The organism is Pseudoalteromonas sp. H103 (assembly GCF_001469205.1).
Taxonomy (GTDB): domain Bacteria; phylum Pseudomonadota; class Gammaproteobacteria; order Enterobacterales; family Alteromonadaceae; genus Pseudoalteromonas; species Pseudoalteromonas carrageenovora.
In genome coordinates, this window is record NZ_LOFG01000012.1 from 352,647 (window position 1) to 377,348 (window position 24,702).

A 24,702-nucleotide genomic window follows, 5' to 3' on the forward strand; every position below is an offset into this window, starting at 1 on the left:
CAATTACCAGTCTAAGTCTACACCGTCAGAAAGGTGTAAATCATCTTCTAGTTCTGCTAATTCTGCATCTGAGTCAATTTTCTTGCCGCCTTTGGTAAATACATGCAGCTCAGATTTAACTGAATCAGGTCGTTTAATTTTTTCACTAATTTGTAGCGCAACATTATCGCGAGAGCGGCCCATTTTAGCCCTAAAGGTAGGAAGCTCTTCAACAAATACCGTAATATGCTCCGGCATTTCTACCGGTATAATGTCACCCGCTTTAAGCTCCATAATTTGCTTAAGAGAAAGATCGACTTCAAGTAGCTGAGTCGACATATCAACTTCAACATCCATAATCTCATCGCGAAGCGCTTTACTCCAACGTAGATCGGTATCTTCAGTATCTGATTGCACACCGGCGTCAAGTAATTCTCTAATAGGCTCAAGCATTGAATAAGGAAGTGCAATATGAAAGTCGCCACCGCCGCCATCAAGCTCAATATGAAAAGAGCTAATAACTACAACTTCTGTTGGGCTTACAATGTTGGCCATTGCAGGGTTTACCTCTGAGTCGAGGTATTCAAACGACACGTCCATAACCGGTGCCCAAGCTTCTTTATAATCTTCAAAAATTATTTTAAGCAGCATTTGCACTATTCGGCGCTCGGTTGGAGTAAATTCTCGACCTTCTATTTTTGCATGATAACGTCCATCACCACCAAAAAAGTTATCTACCAAAATAAACACGAGTCGTGCTTCCATGGTAATAAGGCCTGTGCCTTTTAATGGTCTAAAACGCACCATGTTTAAGCTAGTCGGAACAAATAGAGTATGGATATATTCGCCAAATTTAATCATTTGAACGCCGTTAATCGACACCTCAGCGGTGCGGCGCATCATGTTAAATAGGCTAATTCGCATGTGACGAGCAAAACGCTCATTAACAATTTCCAGTGTCGGCATGCGACCACGCACGATCCGATCTTGCGAAGAAAAGTCGTACTGAAGCGTACTTCCTCCGCCGTCTTCACCTTCGTGTATATCTTCCTCTTCAACGTCATCAACACCATGTAATAGCGCATCAATTTCGTCTTGGGATAATAAATCGCTCACACTAACCCCTTATTGCATCACAAAGCCGGTAAACAATACCCGCTCAATTACTTTACTGCCTTCAACATCATTTAAAGCTGTTTGTACTTTTTCAAGCGCTGAAAAACGAAGTGTTTCTTTGCCAGCACTGGTGCTTAACTCATCAGCAGTTGTAGTAGAAAACACGCTTAACAAGGTACCTTCAATAAGTGGAATATGCTTTTTGGCTGTCTCTTCATTTACATCACCACGGACTAATAACTGCACTTTAATTTGAACAATTCTATCGCGGCTTGAGCCCGGTACATTAAATACAAAAGGCCTAGGCATAGCAACGTACAAAGCACTCCCCATTTGAGCTGACGAACCAGACGCTTCAGGAGCTTCTTCAGACATAGCCGTTTCTTCATCGAGTGTTTCAACAGGCGCATCAGAACCCGACATAAAAAAGTAACCACCAACGCCACCCGCAATAAGTAAAACAGCCACTATTATAATTATTAGCTTCTTTTTACTTTTACCGGTTTCTTCTATTTCTAAACTTGCTTCTTCAGCCATTATGATTCCTTTATTTGTAAAGGTACTTGCTTGTTTTAGTTATTATAATAGCAGTACTTAGGCATAGTAATCTATTGATGATGAACTTTGTTGTCGAGAACTTTGTGAAGCACTGTTTGCTTGCTCGTCATTTTCACCATTTACCGATTCGTTATTAGCTAAACCCGCTTGACTACCGCTATCACTTTGCTCTGGGTTTTCACCGCCCGATTGCCCATAAGAAATAGTACTTTCGCCAAGCTCTAACCCCTGCTGAGCTAACATCTCACGTAGTCGTGGCATTGACTGTTCAAGCGCTTCTTTGGCTTGTTGGTTTTGCACTACAAAATTAATTTGAGCTTGTTCTGCATCACTTCTAATACGTATTTGCATACTGCCCATTTCAGGTGGATCTAGGCGTATTTCAGCCTCTTTATTGTTAATGCTGAGCATAGAGCTTACTCGCTCTTGCAAAAGTTTAGCTGCATCACTTTTTACAATGTTTATTGCTTGCATAACACCGGGGTCAATACTTACTTGCTTTACTTGTGCCGCACTTTGTAATTGCTGGCTTTGCAAAAGCTGTGTATCTACAAGTCCTTGCTCAAAGTTAAGCCCTTCATATAAGCCGATACTATTAGCTTGCACTGTATTAAACGCAGCCGTAAGTTGAGTAAATATTTGTGCTACACGTGGTGAGCTTTGCTCCGCTGTTGTACTTTTAAGCCCTTCTTTAGAAAGTTGCTCCAATTGCTTAGCTAAATCATCATCGTTTGACACTGTAATTTTACTTATTTCGGCATCCGCTTTATTGACAGATTTTGAGCTGGCTTGAGCAACTGTATTTACCGTATTTGGGGTTTCACCGGCAACAAATGTGCTTGGCTTGATTTTAGCGCTATCAACTAACTTTATTTCAATTGACGCTTCAAGTTCACTAACCGTTTGCTTAAGGGCTTTTAACTGCTCGCCTTGGGGTTGCTCCGTTTTAATGTATGCGTTTAATTGTGTTAACAATGTTTGTTTTTCGCTTGTATTAAGCGTATTAATTTCTGAGCTTACACTTTGCTTTACGGTTGTATTTTGAGTTTGTTCATTATCTGTAATAAATTGCGCAAGCATCTCTTTTAAACTTGAAGTATTACTTACATTAGCCGTATCAGAATTTGTAATTGCTTGCGCTTGCGTATTAAGTTGCAAGCGCTGCCCAGGGGTCAAACTAGCAATCACTTTATCAGCAGTAGTTGATCCGATCTCTTTAGTTAAAAAGTTAGTTAATGCTGTACTTTGTCCATTTTCAGAAGCTAATTTAGTTGATTGGTTTACCGCTGATTCTGATGTTGTTGCTTTTGTTGAATCTACTGGCATTTGCGACTGTGAAACAGAAACTGAATTTGTTACTAGTGAAGGAGACGCTATATTTTTGTCGCTTTGAGCCACAGCCTTATCTTGCGCTATTTGCTTCTCAGCAGCCATTGGTGTTAATTCAGGCTTATTTATAATTGGGCCTACGCTATCCTCAGGCTTTTTATTATCCAAAAACTGCCCTTCTATAGCTTGCGCTACAGAACTTTTTAAATGTTTATTTTCATTGAGTAACAAAGAGTTTTCGTTATCATTTTTTGAGTCAGTTGATTGAGCCGTTTTAGGATCGGTATTAGCAGAAATTGTATTTTGTATTGAAGATGACTGATCACCTTCTTTAGCAACCAGTAAAGCTGCTTTAACGTCTTCACTAAGCACTTTAGCGCCTGTATTAGCAGAAAACTGTGAAGGATTTTTTAACTCGGTATTGCTTAACGTATCAGTAGGTTTACTAACGGATGTACTCATAGTTTGTGCAGAGCTAATCTGCGCAAGCATGCTGTCTCCAGATACAAATACTGTATCAGAGTCTTCCTCACCCAACTCTATGCTTTGCTCTTCATTTTGAGCTTCATTTTCTTGTGGCTGTTTGTGTTTAGGAACGGCGATAGAGTTTTCAGTGTCAGTCTGAGCTTTGGCATTGCCTTTTTTTTCAGGCTCAATAGAATTGTGAGCGTTATGGAGTTGGCTTAAAAATTCAGCACCTGAGTCTTTGTCACTTTTTTCCAAGTTACCGTCTTTAAAAGCTAATAAAGCGTCTTGTTCAGTAGTAGCCAAAAAAGAAATATCATTCATCGCCATAAATCACCTAATACTATTACGGCAATACACCACCGCATATTGCCAAAAGTTAAATACCACCAAGTAATAAAGCAATTAACGTGCCTAACTTATAAAACTTTACGACGTTGAAAAAATTGGTTAGCTGAAAACTCATCTAACATCTTTTGCTCATTTTTTGCGATCAAAACACTGGCTTTAAGCTTTTGCTTTTCGATTAATTTAGCCACCGCTTTTGCCTTAATTTGCTGCTTTAACCATAGTTCTTTTCGCTGGGTAACAACTTGCTTTGCTGTATTTACTGTACTTGCTTGCTGACGAATAGCCTCTTCAATTTTAGCTATAAACGCATGATACTGACCAAATCCGGCACTCGATAAACCCGATTTACCTTTTAAGTGTAATTGCTGTGAATACTCCAACCTAAAGTTGTTTAGCCCTTGAAGCTTTTGTTGGTTTGCTTGCAAGTTTTGATTTGCTTGTAAGTAATTCATTCGCAAACTTTCTTCTTTATCGTTTTCTAGCTTTAGCAATAAATCGAGTTTATTTTTAGCCATTATGCTTGTCCTAATAACTGCGCAAGACCCTGTAAGCCATCGTCGTAACTAATTACATCTCGCATGCCTTGTTGTAAAAATGCATTTACTCTTGGCATCATATTTATCGCTTGATCAAGCATTTGGTCGGTCCCTTTTTGGTAGGCGCCAAGAGTAATCATATCTTTGTTTTGCTGATACATTGAATATACTTGCTTTAACACGCGAGCTTGCTGCATATGAGGTTCAGACACAACTTGCGGCATAACACGCGAAATCGACTTTTCGATATCTATTGCGGGGTAATGTCCGCTGTCGGCTAAATCTCGAGAAAGCACAATATGTCCATCTAAGATAGCGCGGGCAGCATCGGCAATTGGGTCTTGCATATCATCGCCTTCACTCAGTACGGTAAAAAAGGCGGTAATAGAGCCTTGTCCTTCCCCTCCATTACCTGCACGCTCAACCAATGCAGGAAGCTTTGCAAATACTGAAGGCGGATAACCCTTCGTTGCAGGTGGCTCACCTACAGCAAGCGCTATTTCGCGTTGCGCCATGGCATAACGCGTTACCGAATCAAGTAACAACAATACGTTTAATCCTTGATCCCTAAAATATTCAGCAATGGTAACCGCACTTTCACAGCCTTTTAAGCGCATCAGGGGTGAAGCATCAGCAGGGGCTGCAACAACAACTGAGCGTTTACGTCCTTCTACACCTAGTATTTCTTCAATAAATTCTTTTACTTCTCGGCCACGTTCACCGACTAAACCAACAACAATTACATCGGCTTCGCTGCCTCGGGTCATCATTCCTAATAATACCGACTTACCAACACCTGAGCCTGCAAACAAGCCCATACGCTGGCCTTGCCCTACTGTAATTACGGAGTTAATAGCACGCACACCAACATCCATAGGTTTACTGATTGGTCTTCTTGAGAGGGGGTTTATTGTGTTTTGAGCAAATTTTAAGTGATGTTCGGCATTTATTTTACCCAGCCCATCAAGAGGACGGCCTAAACCATCAACTACGCGACCAAGTAGGCTCATTCCCACCGGTAAACCAGTGTCGTTTACTTGAGGAATGACTCTAGCGCCAGGTAACACGCCCGAAATATGATCATTTGGCATTAAATAAAGTGTTTGATCATTAAAACCAACAATTTCAGCATCAACAAAGCCGTGCATTGTTTCAATTTTGCATTGGCTACCAACAGGTGCACGCAAGCCTTTAGCTTCTAAAGTAAGGCCTACCACTCGCGTTAAAATACCGGCCACAGCCGGCGCTGGGGTTTTAATATGTTGTTGGTATTGAGATAAGCGTTCGCTTAAAGGTGCACGTTGCTGTGACATAACACGCCAAAAATGAAATTAGATACCACTATTATGCAAAAAACTATCCAACGTTTCTTTGACACGCGTTTTTAGGGTCATGTCGAGTGACGATTGTGCTGTTTTCACCTCGCAGCCGCCGCGTTCAAGTGCTGGCTCTGCAACTAGCTGCCAATTATTATCAGCAATAGTTTGCTCGCCGTAGCTCTCTTTTATAAGAGCTAGGTCGTCTGGGTGTAAATGTATGCGTACTTTTTCTTGCTCAGCATTAAGTGAATCAATGCTTTGCTTTAAGGTATGTAAAATAACATCGGGCGATGTTTTTACTTCTTGATAAATAACTGCTTCGGCTAACATACTCGCTAACTGTACTAATTGTTTTTCTGCTTGTTCATCTACTTTATTGAGTGGTGTGATTAAGCTCTCTAAAATACTTTTTAAACTCGTTAATTGCTCTTCAACTAGCGGTTTAACTTCTTCATGGCCTTGTGTTTTGCCAAGCTCAACACCTTCTTTGTAGCCAGCTTCTTTGCCTTCACCCACACCTTTTTCAAAGCCATCTATGTAACCTTGCTCATGACCCTGTTTAAGCCCTTCCTCATAAGCGTCTTGTCTAATACGCTCAAGCTCAACCATAGTTAATGAAGGTAGTTCTGGTTCTTGGGGTTCATCAGCGGGCATTTCCTCTTCAAGCTCTTTTTTATAAAGCTCACTAAGCGGTGTGCCATAAGCAGTAGAGCGGTTGCCAAAACTACTTTCATCGGGGGCTACATCAGGAATAGCCCAGTTTTTTAATAATTCATCGGCTTCATCAGCCCGAAGTGTACGGCCTTTGAGTTTGCTCATGGTTTACAAGAACTCCTCACCACCACCGCCACCAAGCTGAATTTCACCTGAGTCAGATAATCTGCGCGCAGTTGATAAAATCTCTTTTTGTGCAGCTTCTACTTCACTTATACGCACAGGTGCCATTGCCTCTAAATCATCAGCAAGCATTTCGGCTGCACGCTTAGACATATTGCCAAGTATTTTATCTTTCAATGCATCATCGGTGCCCTTAATGGCTTTCATTAATACATCTTGCTGAACTTCACGTAATATTGCTTGAATACCGCGGTCTTCAACGTCCATTAAGTTTTCGAACACAAACATAAGATCTTGAATTTGTTGCGACATTTCTTCGTCATGCTCACGAATAGAGTCCATTAACTGCCCTTCTACGTTTGTATCTAGGTAGTTCATAATATCTGCCGCAGCCTTTAAGCCACCCATTTTAGCTGCTTGCGCACCTGCTTGGCCGGCAAATTGTTTTTCCATAATTTCGTTAAGCTCTTGTAGAGCAGCCGGCTGTACTTCTTCAAGGTTGGCAATACGCATAGTTAAATCAAGGCGCACTTTTTCAGGAAATTGCGCAATAATTTCAGCGGACTGCTCAGGCTCTAAGTACGACAGTACAATAGTTTGAATTTGCGGATGCTCATTACGAATAATGTTAGCTACCTGTTTAGAGTCCATCCATTTTAATGAATCTAAACCTTTAGCCCCTGAGCCCATAACAATTTGGTCAATAAGACTCGCGGCTTTATCTTCACCAAGGGCGGCTGTAAGCGCTTTTTTAATAAAGTCTTCAGACTGAAAACCTATAGTACTAAAGCTTTGAATTTGTTCTATAAACAAATTATGTACAGCACTTATTTTAGCCTGCGATAAATCATCTAACGCAGCCATGGCCATACCCACTTTTTGCACTTGCTTTGGCTCTAAGTGTTTAAGTATTTGCGCGGCATCTTCCTCTGATAAACTCAAAAGTAATATGGCGGCTTTATCTACACCGTCTAGCTTATCAACATCAAACGCTGGCGGGAGTTGTTTTTGTTCTTGATCAGTCATCTTCTGTTAACCACGCTTTCACTACTTGTGATGATAGTTCTGGTTCGTTAGCTACAAGGGCACGAATTGCTTTAAGTAAGTCTTCATCGCCATGTAAATCTGGTAACTGCAGTGTACCATCACTTGAGAAACCAACCGAAGCAGAATCAAAGTCTTTATTTAGCATATCTAGCGTACTGTCGCCAATATCTACACCAGAACTTAATGCATCTTCGTCGTACTCTTCAAGGGTATCGTCTGGGTAAATTAAGCGTTTAAGCATAGGTTTAACTACAGCCATTATTAATACAATAATAACTAGGGCACCAAGAACAAGGCGGGCTATTTTCATAAACCAGTCTTGCTCCCAAAGCGGTACTTCAATATCTAAATCTGTTGCTTCTCTTACAAACGGTACGGTGACTACTTCAAGCGCATCACCTCGTTGCATATCAAAACCAACACCGCCTTGTAATAAACGACGAATATTTGATAATGCCTCAACCGAGCGAGGAGCCATTGTTGTCTCGCCGTTTTCACCTACTTTAGGTAAATAATCAACAGCAACCGACACACTAATTCTACGTATTACACCGGTTTGTTGGCGCTTGTGCGAAATAGTTGTATCGAGTTCGTAGTTACGCGTTGCCTCTTTATGGCTGCGTGTTGGAGAAGTGGCAGTGCCTGCTCCGCCTTGCCCTGCGACCTCAGGAATATTTGAATTAACCGGAGGCTGATTAGTCAGCGCACCAGGAATACCCACAGCTAGGCCACCTATGTTACTTTCTTCAAATGTGGTTTCGCTACGTACAGCGGGTAAGTCGGGGTTATAACGTTTTTGGGTTTCTTCTACAGCGCTAAAGTCCATACTTAAATCAACTTGGGCGGTATAATTACCTAGCCCTACAACCGGGATAAGTATGCTATCTATTTTTTCTAAGTATTCTTGTTCGCGCTTACGCTCAAGGTCGTACTCTTTACGAGAACGCGCTGCCAATGAACTTTGAGAGCCTGAATTTAATAAGCGGCCATTTTGATCGGTTACTGTTACACGAGCAGGCTCTAACCCTTGAACGGCTGACGCTATCATATCAACAACTGAGTCAATTTCTTCACCATCGAGCATTCTGCCGCGTTTAAGAGTAAGTACCACTGTGGCTGATGGCTTTTTTTCTCTACGTGCAAAAACGTTTTCTTTTGGTATAGCGAGCAATACTTTGGCGCGAGTTACATTGTTAAGCTCTTCAATGGTACGCGCAAGTTGCTGCTCTCGGCCATGCTTTAAACGTTCACGCTCTAAGCGTTGGCTTACACCAAAGCCCATATCTTGCATAATAATATCGCTACCCGATGTAGGCCCTTGCTCTAGCCCTTCGCGTGCCATTAGTAGTTTAATATTTTGGTATTCGCTTTCATCAACCGATACGACATTTCCGTCTAGTTGGTATTCAATTTTTTGTGCATCTAAAAAATCAAGCGTTTGAATAAGCTCTTCTGTAGGCATTTTACCTAACGGACGCATATCTGGCTGGCGAGCCCATATAATCACAAAAATAGCGATAGCTAAACAAATCGCTAATGCAATAACAAGCGTAACTTGGCGTAATACATCAACACCATTTAACGCACTTAAATAGCCCGATTTTTGCTCTTGTTGACTATCGCCATCGCTTTGCTCGAGTGTGCCACCAGCAAGTGCAAGGTCTGTAGATTGATTAGATTGCGCCACAATAATTCTCCACTACCTAGTTAAACAGGCATGTTCATAATTTCTTTGTAAGCTTCTACAAGTTTATTACGAACCTGTACTGTTGCTTCAAATGCTACTGATGATTTTTGCGAAGCAATCATTGCATCGGCTAGCGATACACTGCGATCGCCCATTTCAACTGCTTTTACTTTTTGGCCAGTGTCTTGTTGTAGCTCATGCACTGTATTTAATGCATTACTTAACATATCGCCAAACTGTGCGCTTGAAGGTGATTGAACCTGAGTAGGCAGCTTATTTGCTTGATTACTGCGGCCAGCTTCTAAGGCCATTGATTGCATTTCTTGAAATACAGCGCTGTTTTGAATTTTCATAATTTTTCTCTGACGGTGCAGTTAACTCTTAAAGGTAATAAAGCACAAAGCATGCCAAATAAATAACCCTTTAAATACATACGGTTAACACTTAGATTGGTGAGTCAGAGTTTTGACAACCCTAAATTCGCAGTACGAATTTAGGGTTTATAGGAAGCTATGCTGGAAGTGAAATACCTAAGTCGCGCATTTGCGCTAATTTATAACGTAAAGTGCGCGGACTAATACCGAGTGTTTCGGCTACGTCTTTTCGCTTACCTTGGCAACGCGCTAACGTTTCTAAAATTATTCGATGCTCTTTATCTTTTAGTTCGTCTTTATAGCTGCCGGTATCTGGTGTTGGCAAATCTTGTTGAGGAATTACATCAGCACTTTTCTGATCGTAATAAGCGTTACTCAACGACTTTTTCTCTACTGTTTCACTTTTTTCAGGCTGTGGAATAACAAAGTTGCTCGGTGCTAAATTTTCAATAAAAATTGCATGCTCATTTATTGTATCGCCACTTCGCAGTATAAGTGCACGTTGAATCACGTTATCAAGTTCGCGCACATTGCCAGGCCACGCATGCGCAAGTAACTTTTGCTCGGCCACGCTATCTAAATACGCCATTGGCTCTTTGCTTTTAGCTATGTGGCGATCTATTAAGTGTTTAGCTAACACAATTATATCACCAGGGCGCTCGCACAAAGGGCGCCACATAAGCGGAAACACATTTAATCTGTAATATAAATCTTCTCGAAACTGATTATCTGCCACTGCTTCTTTTAAGTCGCGGTTACTTGTTGCAAGTACACGTACATTTAACTGAATTGTTTTACGACCACCTAAACGCTCTACTTCGCGCTCTTGCAAAACGCGTAATAATTTAGCCTGTAGGCCTAAATCCATTTCGGTTATTTCATCAAGCAAAATAGTGCCGCCTTGTGCTTGTTCAAATTTACCAGGACACGCTTGAATAGCACCTGTAAAGGCGCCTTTTTCATAGCCAAACAAGGTTGCTTCAAGCATATTTTCAGGTATTGCCGCACAATTAATTGCTACAAAAGGCTCATTGCAGCGGTTTGATTTATCATGAATATAGCGTGCTAATACTTCTTTACCTGAGCCACTAGGGCCAAGCACCATAACACTTGCATCAGAGCGCGCAACTTTACTTGCCAGCTCTAGGAGTTGAATACTCGTTGGATCGGCAACAATGGGGCCATCAGTGTCTTTAGGTTTTTCAGGTAGGTAACGGCTCACCATATTTAGCAGCACTTCGGGGGCAAATGGTTTTGCCATGTAATCAATAGCCCCTAAGCGCATAGCCTCTACTGCATCATCAATTGTTGCATAAGCGGTCATCATCAATACGGGTAAATCAGGGTGATTTAATTTAATACTACGCAGTAAATCAAGGCCACTCATTGCGCCCATTTGTACGTCACTTACCACTAACGAAAATGACTCTTTTTTAAGTAATAGCATTGCTTGCTCTGCACTATTTGCAGCAACACATTCAATACCCGACATTTCAAGCGTATCAATTAAGGCTTCGCGTAAGCCCGCATCATCCTCGACAACTAAAATAGTGTTACTCATGATGATTCCTCTAATTTAGATGTTGTTTTAATGGGAAGTAACAAACTAAAGCAGGCTCCCCCGTGTTCATTATTAGCCACGTCAACACGACCTTGATGCGCATTAGCCACCGAGCTTACAACCGCAAGCCCTAAGCCTGTGCCTTGGCTTTTTGTAGTAAAAAATGGCTCGAATATTTTATCGCCTTGGCTTAAATCAACGCCTGGGCCATTATCACTAACACTAATTCGTGCCATATTTGGGTCGTGTGAATCTGTTTGCGCCGTTATTTTTACCGCTGCGCCATTACCAATAACTTGAATACTGTTATGCACTAAATTTTGAATCGCGCTCGCAAGCGCAGTTTTATTACCCACAATTTGTATGTCGGGCTCAGGTAGGCTTACATCTAGCTCACTGTTATTTAGGGCTACCATTGCGTCCGCGCCGGTTTTAACCTCTGTTAATAACTGCTGCATAGAAACTTGCTCAACAACCTGCTGATCACCACTTTTTGCAAATAGCAGCATGTCGTTAACTTGGGTTTCTAAGTCTTTTAATCGCGACATTAATTTAGATTGAAAGTTATCACGAGAGGCTTCTGGTAAGCGTTTTGAGCCTAAATTAGCAGCGTATAACATAGCCGCAGAAAGTGGCGTACGCACCTGATGCGCCAATGAAGCAACCATTTTACCCAGCGCACTTAAACGCTGCATATGAGCAACCCTTTTTTGCAATCGGCGGGTTTCTGTTAAATCGGTCATTAATATAAGCTGGCCAGGCTCTGGAGCGAGTGCGGTTATATCAAGCTTTATTAAACGACCATCTTTAAGCGACACTTCGTGCCCATCATCTTGATGCGGACGAAAAGAGCGCTGAATCACATTAAACCACTTCTCACCCTCTAGTGGCTCACCAAGCATATCTATCGCTATTTGATTCGCTTTCGCTATCATACCTTTGCCATCTAGTACCACCACACCTGCGGGCATAGTGTCTACTAAATGCGAAAGCCAGCTTGCTTGCTTACGCAGATCGCTTAACTCACCAATGTACTCCTCTTGAAGTAAACATGGGTTATACTGATTTGCAGAAATAAACTGTGGTTTTAACACGCTTGCAAGAGCCATAATCAAATCTCGAATTGATGTAGATACAGGGCTAAATGCACAATTTATACCAAATTTTATTTATATATTTTTCATTAAGTTACACACTAATTTTAAGCGACATAAAAATGACGCACACTAAAAGGGATCATAATGAGTGAGCAAAAAAAGTGCCGTTGTCCGTGGCTCGACACCACTAAACCAGACTACGTTATTTACCACGATGAAGAATGGGGCGTGCCACTTTATGATGATACAAAACTATTTGAATTTATTACGCTAGAGTCGGCGCAAGCGGGTTTAAGTTGGTACACCATTTTAAAAAAGCGTGAAGGCTACAAAAAAGCATTTGCTAATTTTGATGTGCACAAAGTAGCTAAATATACAGCACAGGACATTGAGCGACTCATGCTTGATGAAGGTATTGTGCGTAACCGCTTAAAAGTTGCAGCAACTGTAAATAACGCTAAACGATTTATAGAAATTCAAAAAGAGTTTGGTAGTTTTAGTAATTACCAATGGCAGTTTGTAGACAACAAGCCAATTATCAGCAACTTAAATAGCATAGATGACTACCCTGCAATAACAGAGGCCTCTACCGCGTTTGCAAAGGATTTGAAAAAACGTGGTTTTAAGTTTTTAGGGCCTACAACGGTGTACGCACATATGCAGGCCTGTGGCATGGTTAACGATCATAGTAATGATTGCTTTAGAAAAGAAGAAATTATTAAGGCTTTTAGCTAGTCAATGAGTAAGTACAGCTAAGTAATTAAAAGCTGCGCTTTTCACGCGAGCAAGATCGGCGTCTACCGCCAAGGTTCAAGTTTGCGTTTATCGTGTAGACGCGAAGCTTGCTTGCGTGACGGGCAAAGCCCGTAAATTAATTGCTCAAAAATGAATAATAAATAACGAAAAGTCTTTCACCATTTGCATACTGCTAATCTCGCGACAAGTTATACTTTTTCATTTTTTCGACGAGCGTTGTACGCCTTACACCTAATATTTCCGCGGCGCGTGCCACAACATAATCAAAGCGTTCAAGTGCTTGGGTAATTAAGCTAATTTCAAGCTCTGCTAAATAGTCTTTAAGCTCAATACCATCATCAGGTAGTAATCCGCTGCCTTGTTGATTAAATTCAGCTTCGGGTTCAGAATCATAATCACTAAAACCAGTGCTAAAAATATCGTTAAAGGCATCTTTTTCTAAAAGCTCTTCTGGGTACTCTGGCTCGTAGGCATCGACTTCTATGTAACGATATTTATTTGGTAAATCAGGTACATCAACCACCTTTTCAGGAAACATAATAACCATACGCTCAACTAAATTAGCAAGCTCACGAATATTGCCTGGCCACGCATGTTCTTTTAAGCTCTTAACCGCGCGTTCTGTAAATTTAGCGGTGGTGCCACTTTGCTCATTAACACGGCGCATTAACTCTTTTAATAGCAGAGGAATGTCGTCAGCGCGCTCACTTAGCGAAGGGTTTTCAATAGGGAATACATTCAAGCGATAATATAAATCTTCTCTAAAACTCCCCTCTTCTATCATGTTTTCGAGGTTGCGGTGAGTAGCGGCAATAACCCGCACATCAGCCTGTATGGCTTTTGTGCCACCCACTCTCTCGTAGCTGCGTTCTTGCAACACCCTTAGTAACTTAACTTGCATTTGCAGCGGCATATCACCTATTTCATCTAAAAATAGTGTACCACCTTGAGCAAGTTCAAAACGTCCTTTACGCGCCGATATAGCCCCTGTAAACGCCCCTTTTTCGTGCCCAAACAACTCACTTTCAAGCAACTCCCCAGGTATTGCACCACAGTTAACCGGCACAAACGGCCCTGTATTACGCTTAGACAATAAGTGCACGTTGCGCGCAACAACCTCTTTACCTGTGCCCGACTCACCTAAAATAAGCACGTTTGCATCGGTTTTAGCCACTTGCTCAATTAAAAAGCGTACGTCTTTAACTGCATCAGTTTCACCTACTAAACCATCAAATGATTTATGAGGTTTATGGCCTTTATGGTCAGTTGGTAACATACGTTGATACTGCTGGCAATCGTGCAGCAATTGCGTGGTTACTTCGTGATTAAAAGGCTCACAAATTAAGCCTACAACATTTGCAATACTTAGTAGTGGCTTAAGTGTTTCACCAATTAATAAAAAAGGAAGTGTTGGGTAGCGTTTAATTAAGCTTTCGTGATCTAAGCTTTGCAATGCACCTAAAATTACTATGCATTCTTGCTGCTGATATTTACTGCATATTTGCTCAAAGCTAGATTCATCTAGCAATTGTACAGCCTCACCTATAAAGGTAAGTGATGCGTTTAATCCTATTGAGCGATTGTTATTATTATCTAAAATCAAGATCATAGTTAGCGAGCCGTACTTTCACTAATTTATTTAATTAGTTAAATTGTAAGCCAGTTCAGCGTGGATGCAAGCGATAGCGGCAGTTTTTTGACATAAACGCCAAAAAACAGACGGACTAGTAAAATCAATCATACTTAAGAATTAATCATTAAGTATCAATTTATAAAAACCTTATATAAAAGCTAACTAAAAATTTTAAAGTACAAATTACCCAATATACAAAATATATAAGCTATTATTTACTTAAGTTGAAAGTAACAATGCCGATAACTATACAAATGTAAAACGCTTGGCATTAATATTGCTTTTATTTTGGTATAAGTTTTACATAATTTTAGTAGTTAAATTTTAGGATTTTCCCATGGCACATGTCTCACTGAAAAAATACAGTCAAGTTCGTGCAAGTAACATTGCAGAAATGGCGCCGTATGAACAAATAAACCTTATTTTTAGTAATATTATTGGTCGCTTAGCTGCTACTAAGGGTTTTATTGAACGCAAAGAAATAGAAAAAAAAGGCGAAAACCTCTCAGCATGCATTTTATTATTAGGTGCACTGCAAGATGCGCTTAATTTAGAAGTAGAACAAGATCCTAGTATTTCTGATAATTTATTGGCGCTATACGCCTACTGCCAGCGCAAATTAACGCAAGCTAATATAAATAATGATATTGAAGCAGTTGTTGAAGTTTCAAGCATCATTAAAGAAATAAAAGAAGGTTGGGATAGTATTCCTGCAGATCAACGCAGTCCTGCGGTATAATGCTATGGGTCAAAGCCTTTCAGTTAAAGCAGAGCATATTCATGAGCTGCTTAATAATATTGAAGCATTAGTACAAAGCAATAAAGCAGAAGAAGCCAAGCCAATTATGGATACTTTAAATAGTGAACTTAAAAGCTGGTGCGAAAGTGATACACCACCAAACACTCAAGAATTAGAGACTATACAAGCTGTTATAAACGCTATAAGCAAGCAGGCTATAGCTGCAAAAAATGAATCATCTAAAGCTATAATTAAGCAAAAAAAATCGGGCAAAGCAATCTCAGCATATAAATCGGTTTAATTGCTCTCATGTAAATAGCAGGCACAAAAAAACCGTTTTTTTAAACGGTTTTTTTGTGCTCATAACTAGTATTAAGAGTTATTGCTTACCACTCCTGGCATATTTTCAAGCTGAGCTTGCACATAGCTACTAGTAGAGTTTAGGCTCGCTACCAGTAAATCCATAGCGTTATATTGAGCGTATAATCGGGAAGAAAGCGACTCCATTTTACTTGTTAAGCTTTCACGCTGATCGTCAATATCTTCAAGTTGATTTGTTTTACTATCAATACGATTCTGAATAATACCGTCGGTGTCGGTATAAAAACTCATTAGTTCGTCAAATGATTGGGCAAAACCATCTTCGTCATCATCACTGCCTACAAAAAACTGTTGCACTAAACCAACGTTTTCATCAATTTTATCATTTAATGTCTCGGTATTAAGCGTCAGTACTCCATAACGATCTGCTTCAACACCTAACTGAGAAAGTGATAATGAGTTACCATTACCTAAATCAACAGAGTCGGTAATCTGCTCTCGTAATTTAGACATAACACCACGAAGTAACGAGTCACCGGCCATTACACCAGCGCCATCTTCACTTGAAGCACCGAGGGTATTACTAAGCTCAAGTAGTTCGTTATAGCTGGAAATAAAGTTATTTAAGCCTGATTGAATATTATTGTTATTTTCGGTTACTGATATATCACTTAAATCATCATCAGTGTCATGTGCTTTTTTTGCAGTTATAGTAATTCCATCTATTACATCGGTGAACGTATTTGACGCGTTACTAACAGTAAGAGAACCATCAATAGTAATTGATGCATCGGTAGCTGCGATAATTTCAGACGCATTTTGAACCCCTGCAGAGTCAAATGCTAACAGGGATAACCCATTTGTATCCGTGTTATCACCATCTGTATCTGCTACTTCTACTTTAATCTCATTTTCAAGACCGCTATTTTTGGCAGAAAGTACTAAGTGCTGACCGGTATCATCTGTAATTATTGTTGCGTTTATACTATCGTTATCGCTGCTGTCGTTAATTGCATCTCTAATTTCACTTAAAGTAGCAGTGTCTGATACTTCAATATCAAAGCTGCTGTCGCCCGAGCTGAGAGTCATTGTACCTTCACCCACAGCAGCATCAGCATCAAAGGCTTCAGAAAGTATTTTATGCTCCGTAGCAAGGTTATTAACCTTTACAGAATAACCACCTGGCTGTGCGTCTTCATCAGCACTAATAGAGATGAAATCATCATTGCCTGACGTACTGCGTTTTTGGTAATTATCTGAATCACCTAACGCTTCCATTGCTGTTTGCACTTGCTGTAGTGCAGATTTTAGAGCTCCCACAGCAGAAATATCAGTAGTTAAATTACTTTCTTGAGTATTTAAACGAGCCTCAGCAGGAGCTTGCTCAGCATTAACTAATGCATCAACAATATCTGACACAGCTAAACCAGAGCCCAAGCCATTGAACGAAATAGACATATTTTACCCCTTAAAGACTTAATATAATTTAACCGCTTATATATGCGTGGTTATAAACGCTAAACAGTTTGATCAATTAAAATACCAGCAGACTCTGAGAGCTTAGATACTAAGCTAAGCACTTCTTCTGAAGGATACTGCTTAATTACATCACCACTGGTTTTGTCTAGTATTTTAATTACATCACGTCCTGAATCTTCATCAACTTGAAATTGCAGGCTACGATTCATCTCACCCATAAAGTCTTGCAATTGTTGCGCCACTTTTTCTAGCTGCTCACGTTCAAGCTGTTGATTTTGTGAACTATTACCCTCTAAACCTTGTTGTGCGTATTGGTTATTTAACTGATTTTGTGAGCCTTGTTCATCCGTTTTATTTACGTCATCAACAGCACGCTGAGTCAATACTGAGCCAGATTGACCTATTTGTTTATCTTCACCAGTTAAAGATGTTGATGCTATAGTAACTTCTGCGTTTGAAGTAATGGTGTTCATAACGCCTCCTAACATTGCCGAACTTGTATAGTTATTAGACTAACAATAGCTTAATTTATACCCTTAAACCACAAAAGGAGGTAGCTAAAGCCACCTCCTTTTTTTAAAACTAATACTGACTTTTTGTACTAGCTAGCTACCCATTAAGCTATAACGTATTACTTATTAACCTAATAAGCTAAGAGCTGTTTGTGGTAACTGATTCGCTTGCGATAAGATTGACGTACCCGCTTGTTGCAAGATTTGGTTTTTCGTCATCTCTGCCGTCTCAGTTGCAAAGTCTGTGTCTTGAATACGGCTACGTGAAGCAGATACGTTTTCAGAGATGTTTGCAAGGTTGCTGATAGTATGGTCAAAACGGTTTTGAACCGCACCCAAACCAGCTCGTTGTGCATCAATATTAGCAATTGCGTTATCGATAATTGCTAACGCATCTTGTGAACCAGTTTGAGTAGTGATATCAACATCATCAACATCTGTTAGCGTACTTGTAACGGCAGTTGTGCTTTGAGCCATAGTTGTAACAGCTGTTTGTGCTGTAAATGTTTCTGAAGAATTTAACTGAACAGCGCCAGCTACAACAGTAGAATCTACAGTACCACCACTAACTACACTAATTGCTGTGTCATGGTCTACGCCATCATAACTTTGTGAAGTCAGCGTTAAAGAAGCTGTTGTAGACACAGTACCGTCAGCCGCAACACTTTGATAATCCTGAAGATTGATATCTTCACCTAAATCATTAGTAAAAGTTAGCTCACCATTTTCTAACGATGCGGTCACACCGTGCTCATCTGTTCCAGAGTTCACAGCTTCAGCAAGTGACTGTAAGTCATCAGCTGCAACACCCGTAGTACCAAAAGAAACCTTTTCATCATTCAAAGAAAAACTAACTGTTTCACCAGCAGTAGCAGAAGCAAACTCAACACCAGCAGCTGTTCGGGCTTGAGCTGTCACACCTGTATTATTAGTATACTGATTGATTGCAGCAGCAGATTCTTTTGCACTAGCGCCAGCTGCAATTGTTACAGTAGAAGCTGTATCACCACGACCATCTATTACAAGTGCTCCACCGGCAACACCATTGCCAGCAGTTGTATCATCAGCAGCAGTTGTTGCAGCACCAAAACCACCCGCAGCACCGTCAGCAGCTTGAAGGTTTACTTGATTAGAACCAATATCTTCAGCTGCAACACTTGAAAGCGATACATTAATTGTTTCGTTAGAGTTAGCACCAATTTGGAATGATTTAGAACCAAAGCTACCGTCTAAAAGCTGTTGACCACCAAATGATGTTGTATCAGCGATACGAGTAAGTTCTGTTTGTAACGCCGACACTTCTTTTTGAAGTGACGCACGGTCTTCTGTAGAGTTTGAGCCGTTAGCAGATTGTAGTGCTAGTTCACGCATACGTTGTAATATGCTTGTAGACTCACTCATTGCACCTTCAGCAGTTTGTGCCATTGAGATACCGTCATTAGCGTTACGCTGTGCTACTGCTAAACCATTTACTTGCGATGTTAAACGGTTTGAAATTTGTAGGCCTGCCGCATCATCTTTTGCGCTGTTGATACGCATACCTGATGATAAACGTTCCATTGACGTTGCAAGGTCAGAACCTGAAGTAGATAGGTTACGCTGAGCGTTTAATGAAGATACATTTGTATTTACTGAAATCATAATAAAACTCCTGATTACTTTCGTAATGTGACTGTTTAGATTTAACCAAGAGCTGTCACAATTGTATGTTCAAGCTCTGTACTGGTTAAGTTAACGGCAGGGGAAATTTTATCTTTAGCAGTATTTTGATTTAATTTTGAATATTTTTAACAAAAAAACAATAAGCCCATGATTTTATGCATAATAATAATTTTTATTTTTTACATTATCCCTATATTAGCTTTATAAATTGTACGCACATAAGCTAAAAATATAAAAACGCGCCTAAATAGGCGCGTTTTTATAATCATTCAAAGTAAGGTTTTTTTAGCCACCTAACAAGCTAATTGCTGCCTGTGGAACCTGATTTGCTTGCGAAAGTATTGATGTACCCGCCTGCTGTAATATCTGGTTTTTAGTCATCTCAGCAGTTTCAGTAGCAAAATCGGTGTCTTGAATACGACTACGTGATGCCGATACATTTTCTTCAATGTTTGCAAGGTTGTTAATTGTAAAGCTAAATCGGTTTTGAACTGCACCCAATCCAGCTCGTTGTGCATCGATGTTAGCAATTGCATTATCAATAACCGACAAAGCATCTTGCGAACCTTTTTGACTAGTTACATCAATATCAGCAGCATTTTCTAATTTACTTGTGACTGTATCCGTATCACTTGTAGCAAGCGATGTATCATCGGCCGTTACGTTAAAAGTTTCTGAGGAGTTTAATTGGATCCCCCCTGCTACGGTTGTAGAATCTGCCCCACCACTAACTAATGTAGCTGCAGTCCCATTTACACCATTATAGCTTTGACCTGTCAGTGTTATTGAGCCGGAAGTAACTGTGCCGGTTGCATTAGCACTTTGATAATCGACTATTTCAATATCTTCACCTTGGTCATTATTAAGTGTGAAAACACCATTCTCAATAGTTGCTGTAACCCCGTGCTCATCTGTCGCAGTGTTAATAGCTTCAGCCATCGCAATCTGATCATTAGCGGCATTACCTGTACTACTAAATGCTACTTTCTCACCATTGAGAGTAAAACTAACAGTCTCATCAGCAGAAGACGTTACAATAGCGACACCTGCAGTTGTTCTTGCTTGTGCAGTAACACCTGTGTTAGATGTATATTGATTAATAGCTGCTGCTGCTTCTTTGGCGCTAGCACCGGCTGTTATATCTACAGTAGACGCAGCGTCACCCTTACCTGCTATTACATAAGTTCCACCAGCAACACCGTTATCAGCAGCAACTGCGGCATTTGCAGGAGTTGCTCCACCATAACCACCTACCGCGCTTGTATTCAAAGCTTGAAGATTAACTTGGTTAGCACCAATCTTCTCAGCTGCAACACTTGAAAGTGACACATTTATGGTTTCGTTTGCATTAGCACCTACCTGGAATGTTTTACTTCCGTAGCTGCCATCAAGTAACTGTTGACCACCAAACGAGGTAGTATCTGCGATACGTGTTAGCTCAACTTGAAGTGCTGATACTTCTTTTTGCAGTGCTTCACGGTCTTCGGTTGAGTTTGAACCATTCGCTGATTGCAGAGCAAGTTCACGCATACGCTGAAGTATGTTAGTTGACTCACTCATTGCGCCTTCAGCGGTTTGCGCCATTGAGATACCATCGTTGGCATTACGCTGAGCGACTGATAAACCATTAATTTGTGATGTTAAACGGTTTGAAATTTGCAGGCCTGCCGCATCATCTTTTGCGCTATTAATACGCATACCTGATGACAAACGTTCCATTGACGTCGCTAAACCTTCGCCAGATTTTGTTAAGTTACGTTGTGCGTTTAATGACGACACATTAGTATTTACTGTTAATGCCATTTTACCATCTCCTAGGTTTAAACAGAGTGTGGTTCAACACGTTTTAACAGGAACCACTATTCGATAATTTCTTACTATTAGAAAAGCATTTACTGTGCCAACTTTTAAATAAATATAACCACATGTTTTTAAAGTGTTTTCAATAAAAATATCAAACGTTAATAATAAGTTATCTATTTAGCGGGAGTGACGACAATTTATTGCCGCTATTTTGAGGGAGGTTTTTGCCGCTTTGTATTAACTAAAGCGGCAAGGTATTTCTGCTTATAATCAGTTTATAAGTAATCAAATAAAGAAAGGTTAGTTAAACGGCCAAACGTGGCTTGTGATGCTTGTAGTGCAGTTTCTTGTTTAGTGAGTTCACTAATGGCTTCTGCCATGTCTACTTCAACTAAGTCAGAGAGATTACTTTTGTTTTGAATATCTTGTGCAAGGTTAGAGTCGCTAACTCTTTCAAGTGCATTCATACGCCCACCTAAACTTGCTTGCGTAAACACAACTTGCTCGCTGGCATTTTGTAATTGCACTAAGCCATCGGCTAACACTTCTTGAAAGTCATCACCCTCAAGTGTGCCGTCATTTAAACCTGTAATAAGCGATTGCAAGGTATTAAGTACATTTTCTTTGCCTGGCTTTTCAAGGCTGAAGTCAAGCTGACCAGGTGCTGTGCCTTCAAATTCAATTTTCATACCGGCAAAATCGATTGGTTCATCAGTAACTTCACCCGTTACTGTTGGTGTTAGTGGAGCACCATCTCTGTATATTTCGTAAGTTTGGGGATCGTCAGCCGTAGCACCGGGGCTTACAAGTACGCTATATGTATTTGCAGTCGCTGAGGCTGTTGGGTCTGCGTTGTAATTTGCTTGATGGAAGCTATCAAACTCAGTTTGGCCATCAACATAAACACTTGCCGCTGTAATAGAACCCGAAACTGTGGCTGTATTTGACGCAACATTCAAGCGTGCATCAGTTTTCTCGAACGTATCAAAACCGTTATCGCTAGATTTAATACTTACGCCTTCAGCAATGGTAATTACATGCTGGCCTTGATCTCCGTTATAAGTATATTCACCCGCAGTAGAGTCAAATTGGTAAGGCTGAGTACTGTCTTGGTAGCCTGAAAAAATAAACTTACCGTCTTCTGAGCGAGTATTCATTAAATTGACGAGTGTTTTCTGTATTTCACTCAATTCGGCGGCAATAGACTCTAAATCATCTTGTGTATAAGCACCATTACCTGCTTGAATAGTCAGCTCTTGTGCTTGTTGAATATTAGTATTTATACTTTGTAAGATGGTCTCTTCAGTTTCTAGGCGACCATTTAATTGGTCAATATTTTTAGAATGCTGCTCGTTTGTTTGTATTTTATTTGAATACAGCATCCCTTGCGAAATAGCAGCTGGCGCTTCTGAAGTCGTTAAATACTTCTCTCCTGTCGTTACTTGTTCTTGTGCATTGGCAACACTTTGTTGGTTGTCGAGTATTTTATTTATATTGTTTTGGTACATTAAGTTATTAGATAAACGCATAATTACCTCGCCGCACTTAATAAGGTGTCAAAAATTTCTTGAGCTGCAGCCAATACTTGCGCTGATGCTGAATATGATTGCTGAAAACGCAGTAAATTAGCGGCCTCTTCATCTAGGTTTACACCCGAGAGCGACTCATACCACGCCTCTGATTGCTGAGCTAGTGCATCAAATGCACTTGCACTGGTAATTGCTTGGCCGGTTACTACACCTATATCGCTCACTAAGCCTGAATAGGCTTGATTAAATGTGTCGTGATTGTCGGCTGTAGCTGTAGTTACTACATTTTTACGAACTAATTCGCCATTTTGTAAATCAGCTAGCTTTAAACCATTACGGTTATCATCAAAGCCGCCTTCATTAAATTCAAGAGTAAACGTGTCTCCAGTGGCTGGCGTGCCTTCAATGTCAAAGTCAAAGCCGTAGCTATCAAAAGGTGCGCCTGCTTGGGCGAGCATACCTTCAGCCGGAGGCGTAATAGTAAATGTTGAAGTACCACTTGCATCTGTAATTTGGTATTCGTTTGCAGTGCCTGTTTTAACTAAGGTTATATCACCGTTTGTTAAGCCTGGCGCCGAAGTAAAACCACCGGAGGTAACACTTGTTACCTCTCCTGCTGAAATAGTTGCTGTACTTGTATTGTCGATACTATTTGCTGTACGAATTGGTGAAGCAAGCGCTAGGTCTTCACCGCGACTGGTAGCAAGTGTAATGCTGGTAGCGGCTTCTGAGTTTAATTTTATTTGAAACTGATCGCCTTCAACACCACTCCCTGAAACGTTAATTTGTAAACCAAATGACTCTCCACTTGTAATGTCATCAGAGTTAATAACGCCTGATGCTGGTAAAGTAGCTAAAGAGGCGCTACCTACTGGTTCACCTTTATTGTCGATGGGTTGAATACTTACTTCATCAGCATTGGCGGTGTAGGTAATAATAAAGTCACTAGCCGGTAATTCACTGCCTTTGCCGGGTTCTACTGTGGCTGTCATATTAGTAACACCACCGCTATTATCTTTATACGCATAAGCACCGACAGTAGGTATATTAAATATATCACCGCCTAACTCGCCATTAGCATCCATACCCAATTTATTTTGTTCGTTAAACGCATCGGCAATTGCCAACCCCATTTGGCCTATTTGGTTTTGTGCTGGCACTAAGATGTCATCTCTAAATGCGAGTAAGCCGCCAATTTTGCCTTTTAATTTACTTGAATCTATTTCTAGCGGCACAGCTTTGCCGCCATTTACGTCAAGTGTGAGTTCTTTAAAATTAGGATCAGGGTCGCCCGACAGTGAAAACAAGTTAAAAGTACCGTTCTCCATAACTAAAGACTCGCCAGTGCCCATAAATACAAGCTTTTCGCCATTTGGGCCATCAAGAGTTTCTATATCAACTAATTCTGATAGCTCACGAATTGCTAAATCTCGTTGATTGTAAATAGAGCTTGCGTCTGATGCGTTATTTGTTCCGTTTACTACCGCTATTTCTTGGTTTAGCGTATTAATATTTTGAATTAATGAATTAGCCTCATCAGAAAAAATCTCGAGTTGTTCGTTCACTATGCTTTGCTGCTCAAGCACTATGCCTGAAAGTCTATCCATTTGATCAACTAGGCTTTGCGCATCAGTCATTACCAATGAGCGAGCAACAGATGAAGAAGGCTGGTTTAATGCCTCTTGCACGTTGTTGAAAAGCGAATTGATACCGGTTGATAAATTATTAGATTCTTCAGAAAAAATGGTATCTACACGGTTTGCCTCAGTAACAAACTGATCAAAAAATGATTTATTAGAGGTATCGCGATTTAATTGCGATTGGGCAAACTCGTTCAAAAGCCTATATGTTTCGCCCCGCCCTACTTGATTATCAACCATAGTGGTAAATTCAGTTCGCTCACGTACGTAGCCCTCAGTATTTACATTGGTGATATTTTTACTGGTCGTTTGCAAAAGCTCAGAGCTTGAACGTACCCCAGCACTGGCAATATTTAATAAACTAAACGACAT

21 protein-coding genes and 1 pseudogene are annotated in these 24,702 nt (G+C 40.4%); 3 read left to right on the plus strand and 19 right to left on the minus strand.

The genetic code is table 11. The annotated features are described in order from the left end of the window. Window positions 1-3 precede the first annotated feature (3 nt). From fliM to ATS74_RS08985, 11 genes are all read right to left on the minus strand, one after another. Window positions 4-1,095, minus strand: coding sequence for a flagellar motor switch protein FliM (fliM, locus tag ATS74_RS08935; RefSeq protein WP_058548550.1), 1,092 nt, complete (start codon window positions 1,093-1,095; stop codon window positions 4-6). A gap of 9 nt (window positions 1,096-1,104) precedes the next feature. After that, window positions 1,105-1,632, minus strand: coding sequence for a flagellar basal body-associated protein FliL (gene fliL, locus ATS74_RS08940; protein WP_058548551.1), 528 nt, complete (start codon window positions 1,630-1,632; stop codon window positions 1,105-1,107). Window positions 1,633-1,689: 57 nt separating this feature from the next. Beyond that, window positions 1,690-3,777, minus strand: coding sequence for a flagellar hook-length control protein FliK (locus ATS74_RS08945; RefSeq protein ID WP_058548552.1), 2,088 nt, complete (start codon window positions 3,775-3,777; stop codon window positions 1,690-1,692). 89 nt (window positions 3,778-3,866) lie between these two features. Next, window positions 3,867-4,313, minus strand: coding sequence for a flagellar export protein FliJ (fliJ, locus tag ATS74_RS08950; RefSeq protein WP_058548553.1), 447 nt, complete (start codon window positions 4,311-4,313; stop codon window positions 3,867-3,869). After that, complete coding sequence (gene fliI / locus ATS74_RS08955; protein WP_058548554.1) at window positions 4,313-5,647, minus strand: flagellar protein export ATPase FliI; 1,335 nt, start codon at window positions 5,645-5,647, stop codon at window positions 4,313-4,315. The genes fliJ and fliI overlap by 1 nt, the downstream gene beginning before the upstream one ends. 18 nt (window positions 5,648-5,665) lie before the next feature. Next, window positions 5,666-6,472 (minus strand): flagellar assembly protein FliH, encoded by an 807-nt coding sequence (gene fliH / locus ATS74_RS08960; RefSeq protein ID WP_058548555.1) that lies wholly within the window; start codon window positions 6,470-6,472, stop codon window positions 5,666-5,668. Window positions 6,473-6,475: 3 nt separating this feature from the next. Next, window positions 6,476-7,516, minus strand: a complete 1,041-nt coding sequence (gene fliG / locus ATS74_RS08965) for a flagellar motor switch protein FliG (protein ID WP_058548556.1) — start codon at window positions 7,514-7,516, stop codon at window positions 6,476-6,478. Then, complete coding sequence (gene fliF, locus ATS74_RS08970; RefSeq protein ID WP_058548557.1) at window positions 7,509-9,224, minus strand: flagellar basal-body MS-ring/collar protein FliF; 1,716 nt, start codon at window positions 9,222-9,224, stop codon at window positions 7,509-7,511. Before fliF ends, fliG begins: the two co-directional genes overlap by 8 nt. A 20-nt stretch (window positions 9,225-9,244) precedes the next feature. Continuing rightward, on the minus strand, window positions 9,245-9,577 hold the full coding sequence (fliE, locus tag ATS74_RS08975; RefSeq protein WP_058548558.1) for a flagellar hook-basal body complex protein FliE: 333 nt from the start codon (window positions 9,575-9,577) through the stop codon (window positions 9,245-9,247). 157 nt (window positions 9,578-9,734) lie between these two features. Then, complete coding sequence (locus ATS74_RS08980; RefSeq protein WP_058548559.1) at window positions 9,735-11,159, minus strand: sigma-54-dependent transcriptional regulator; 1,425 nt, start codon at window positions 11,157-11,159, stop codon at window positions 9,735-9,737. Next, a complete protein-coding gene (locus ATS74_RS08985; RefSeq protein ID WP_058548560.1) occupies window positions 11,156-12,268 on the minus strand; it encodes a sensor histidine kinase in 1,113 nt (370 codons plus the stop codon). The genes ATS74_RS08980 and ATS74_RS08985 overlap by 4 nt, the downstream gene beginning before the upstream one ends. A 132-nt stretch (window positions 12,269-12,400) precedes the next feature. Between ATS74_RS08985 and ATS74_RS08990 the strand changes: the two genes are divergently transcribed. Then, the gene (locus ATS74_RS08990; RefSeq protein ID WP_058548561.1) at window positions 12,401-12,991 is read left to right on the plus strand and encodes a DNA-3-methyladenine glycosylase I; all 591 of its coding nucleotides are present in this window, start codon (window positions 12,401-12,403) and stop codon (window positions 12,989-12,991) included. A 193-nt stretch (window positions 12,992-13,184) separates the two neighbouring features. Here the strand turns inward: ATS74_RS08990 and ATS74_RS08995 are convergent, their stop codons facing one another. Continuing rightward, window positions 13,185-14,621: a sigma-54 dependent transcriptional regulator gene (locus tag ATS74_RS08995; RefSeq protein WP_058548562.1), complete on the minus strand. Its 1,437-nt coding sequence runs from the start codon at window positions 14,619-14,621 to the stop codon at window positions 13,185-13,187. Between the two features lie 361 nt (window positions 14,622-14,982). On the opposite strand from ATS74_RS08995, the gene fliS reads away from it, so the two are divergent. Together fliS and ATS74_RS09005 are read left to right on the plus strand one after the other, a co-directional pair. Next, window positions 14,983-15,384 carry a flagellar export chaperone FliS gene (fliS, locus tag ATS74_RS09000; protein WP_058548563.1) on the plus strand — a complete coding sequence of 134 codons (402 nt, stop codon included), beginning with the start codon at window positions 14,983-14,985 and terminating at the stop codon, window positions 15,382-15,384. A gap of 4 nt (window positions 15,385-15,388) precedes the next feature. Beyond that, a complete protein-coding gene (locus ATS74_RS09005; RefSeq protein ID WP_058548564.1) occupies window positions 15,389-15,685 on the plus strand; it encodes a hypothetical protein in 297 nt (98 codons plus the stop codon). A gap of 71 nt (window positions 15,686-15,756) precedes the next feature. On the opposite strand, the gene fliD is transcribed toward ATS74_RS09005, so the two are convergent. The 7 genes and pseudogenes from fliD to flgK all read right to left on the minus strand — a co-directional run bounded on the left by fliD (window position 15,757) and on the right by flgK (window position 24,702). Next, window positions 15,757-17,163 carry a flagellar filament capping protein FliD gene (fliD, locus tag ATS74_RS09010; RefSeq protein ID WP_058548565.1) on the minus strand — a complete coding sequence of 469 codons (1,407 nt, stop codon included), beginning with the start codon at window positions 17,161-17,163 and terminating at the stop codon, window positions 15,757-15,759. A 59-nt stretch (window positions 17,164-17,222) separates the two neighbouring features. Next, window positions 17,223-17,657 carry a flagellar protein FlaG gene (locus ATS74_RS09015; protein WP_058548566.1) on the minus strand — a complete coding sequence of 145 codons (435 nt, stop codon included), beginning with the start codon at window positions 17,655-17,657 and terminating at the stop codon, window positions 17,223-17,225. A 165-nt stretch (window positions 17,658-17,822) separates the two neighbouring features. Then, entirely contained in the window at window positions 17,823-18,173 is a 351-nt protein-coding gene (locus ATS74_RS20225; protein ID WP_438269495.1) for a flagellin, read from the minus strand. A 234-nt stretch (window positions 18,174-18,407) separates the two neighbouring features. Then, window positions 18,408-19,337: pseudogene (locus ATS74_RS20230) on the minus strand (flagellin N-terminal helical domain-containing protein); the annotation flags it as partial. 306 nt (window positions 19,338-19,643) lie between these two features. Then, window positions 19,644-21,161 carry a flagellin gene (locus ATS74_RS09025; RefSeq protein WP_058548568.1) on the minus strand — a complete coding sequence of 506 codons (1,518 nt, stop codon included), beginning with the start codon at window positions 21,159-21,161 and terminating at the stop codon, window positions 19,644-19,646. A 275-nt stretch (window positions 21,162-21,436) separates the two neighbouring features. Then, window positions 21,437-22,690: a flagellar hook-associated protein FlgL gene (gene flgL / locus ATS74_RS09030; protein ID WP_058548569.1), complete on the minus strand. Its 1,254-nt coding sequence runs from the start codon at window positions 22,688-22,690 to the stop codon at window positions 21,437-21,439. A 2-nt stretch (window positions 22,691-22,692) separates the two neighbouring features. Continuing rightward, entirely contained in the window at window positions 22,693-24,702 is a 2,010-nt protein-coding gene (flgK, locus tag ATS74_RS09035) for a flagellar hook-associated protein FlgK (protein WP_058548570.1), read from the minus strand.

Coding starts and splice junctions, on each gene's coding strand:
- ATS74_RS08980 (WP_058548559.1), bottom strand. CDS start 11,159: ATGAGTAACACTATTTTAGTTGTCGAGGATGATGCGGGCTTACGCGAA.
- ATS74_RS08995 (WP_058548562.1), bottom strand. CDS start 14,621: ATGATCTTGATTTTAGATAATAATAACAATCGCTCAATAGGATTAAAC.
- ATS74_RS20225 (WP_438269495.1), bottom strand. CDS start 18,173: ATGGCTCAAAGCACAACTGCCGTTACAAGTACGCTAACAGATGTTGAT.
- fliI (WP_058548554.1), bottom strand. CDS start 5,647: ATGTCACAGCAACGTGCACCTTTAAGCGAACGCTTATCTCAATACCAA.
- fliL (WP_058548551.1), bottom strand. CDS start 1,632: ATGGCTGAAGAAGCAAGTTTAGAAATAGAAGAAACCGGTAAAAGTAAA.
- ATS74_RS08985 (WP_058548560.1), bottom strand. CDS start 12,268: ATGGCTCTTGCAAGCGTGTTAAAACCACAGTTTATTTCTGCAAATCAG.
- flgK (WP_058548570.1), bottom strand. CDS start 24,702: ATGTCGTTTAGTTTATTAAATATTGCCAGTGCTGGGGTACGTTCAAGC.
- fliS (WP_058548563.1), top strand. CDS start 14,983: ATGGCACATGTCTCACTGAAAAAATACAGTCAAGTTCGTGCAAGTAAC.
- ATS74_RS09025 (WP_058548568.1), bottom strand. CDS start 21,161: ATGGCATTAACAGTAAATACTAATGTGTCGTCATTAAACGCACAACGT.
- fliH (WP_058548555.1), bottom strand. CDS start 6,472: ATGAGCAAACTCAAAGGCCGTACACTTCGGGCTGATGAAGCCGATGAA.
- flgL (WP_058548569.1), bottom strand. CDS start 22,690: ATGCGTTTATCTAATAACTTAATGTACCAAAACAATATAAATAAAATA.
- fliG (WP_058548556.1), bottom strand. CDS start 7,516: ATGACTGATCAAGAACAAAAACAACTCCCGCCAGCGTTTGATGTTGAT.
- ATS74_RS09015 (WP_058548566.1), bottom strand. CDS start 17,657: ATGAACACCATTACTTCAAACGCAGAAGTTACTATAGCATCAACATCT.
- ATS74_RS08945 (WP_058548552.1), bottom strand. CDS start 3,777: ATGGCGATGAATGATATTTCTTTTTTGGCTACTACTGAACAAGACGCT.
- fliD (WP_058548565.1), bottom strand. CDS start 17,163: ATGTCTATTTCGTTCAATGGCTTGGGCTCTGGTTTAGCTGTGTCAGAT.
- fliJ (WP_058548553.1), bottom strand. CDS start 4,313: ATGGCTAAAAATAAACTCGATTTATTGCTAAAGCTAGAAAACGATAAA.
- fliE (WP_058548558.1), bottom strand. CDS start 9,577: ATGAAAATTCAAAACAGCGCTGTATTTCAAGAAATGCAATCAATGGCC.
- ATS74_RS08990 (WP_058548561.1), top strand. CDS start 12,401: ATGAGTGAGCAAAAAAAGTGCCGTTGTCCGTGGCTCGACACCACTAAA.
- ATS74_RS09005 (WP_058548564.1), top strand. CDS start 15,389: ATGGGTCAAAGCCTTTCAGTTAAAGCAGAGCATATTCATGAGCTGCTT.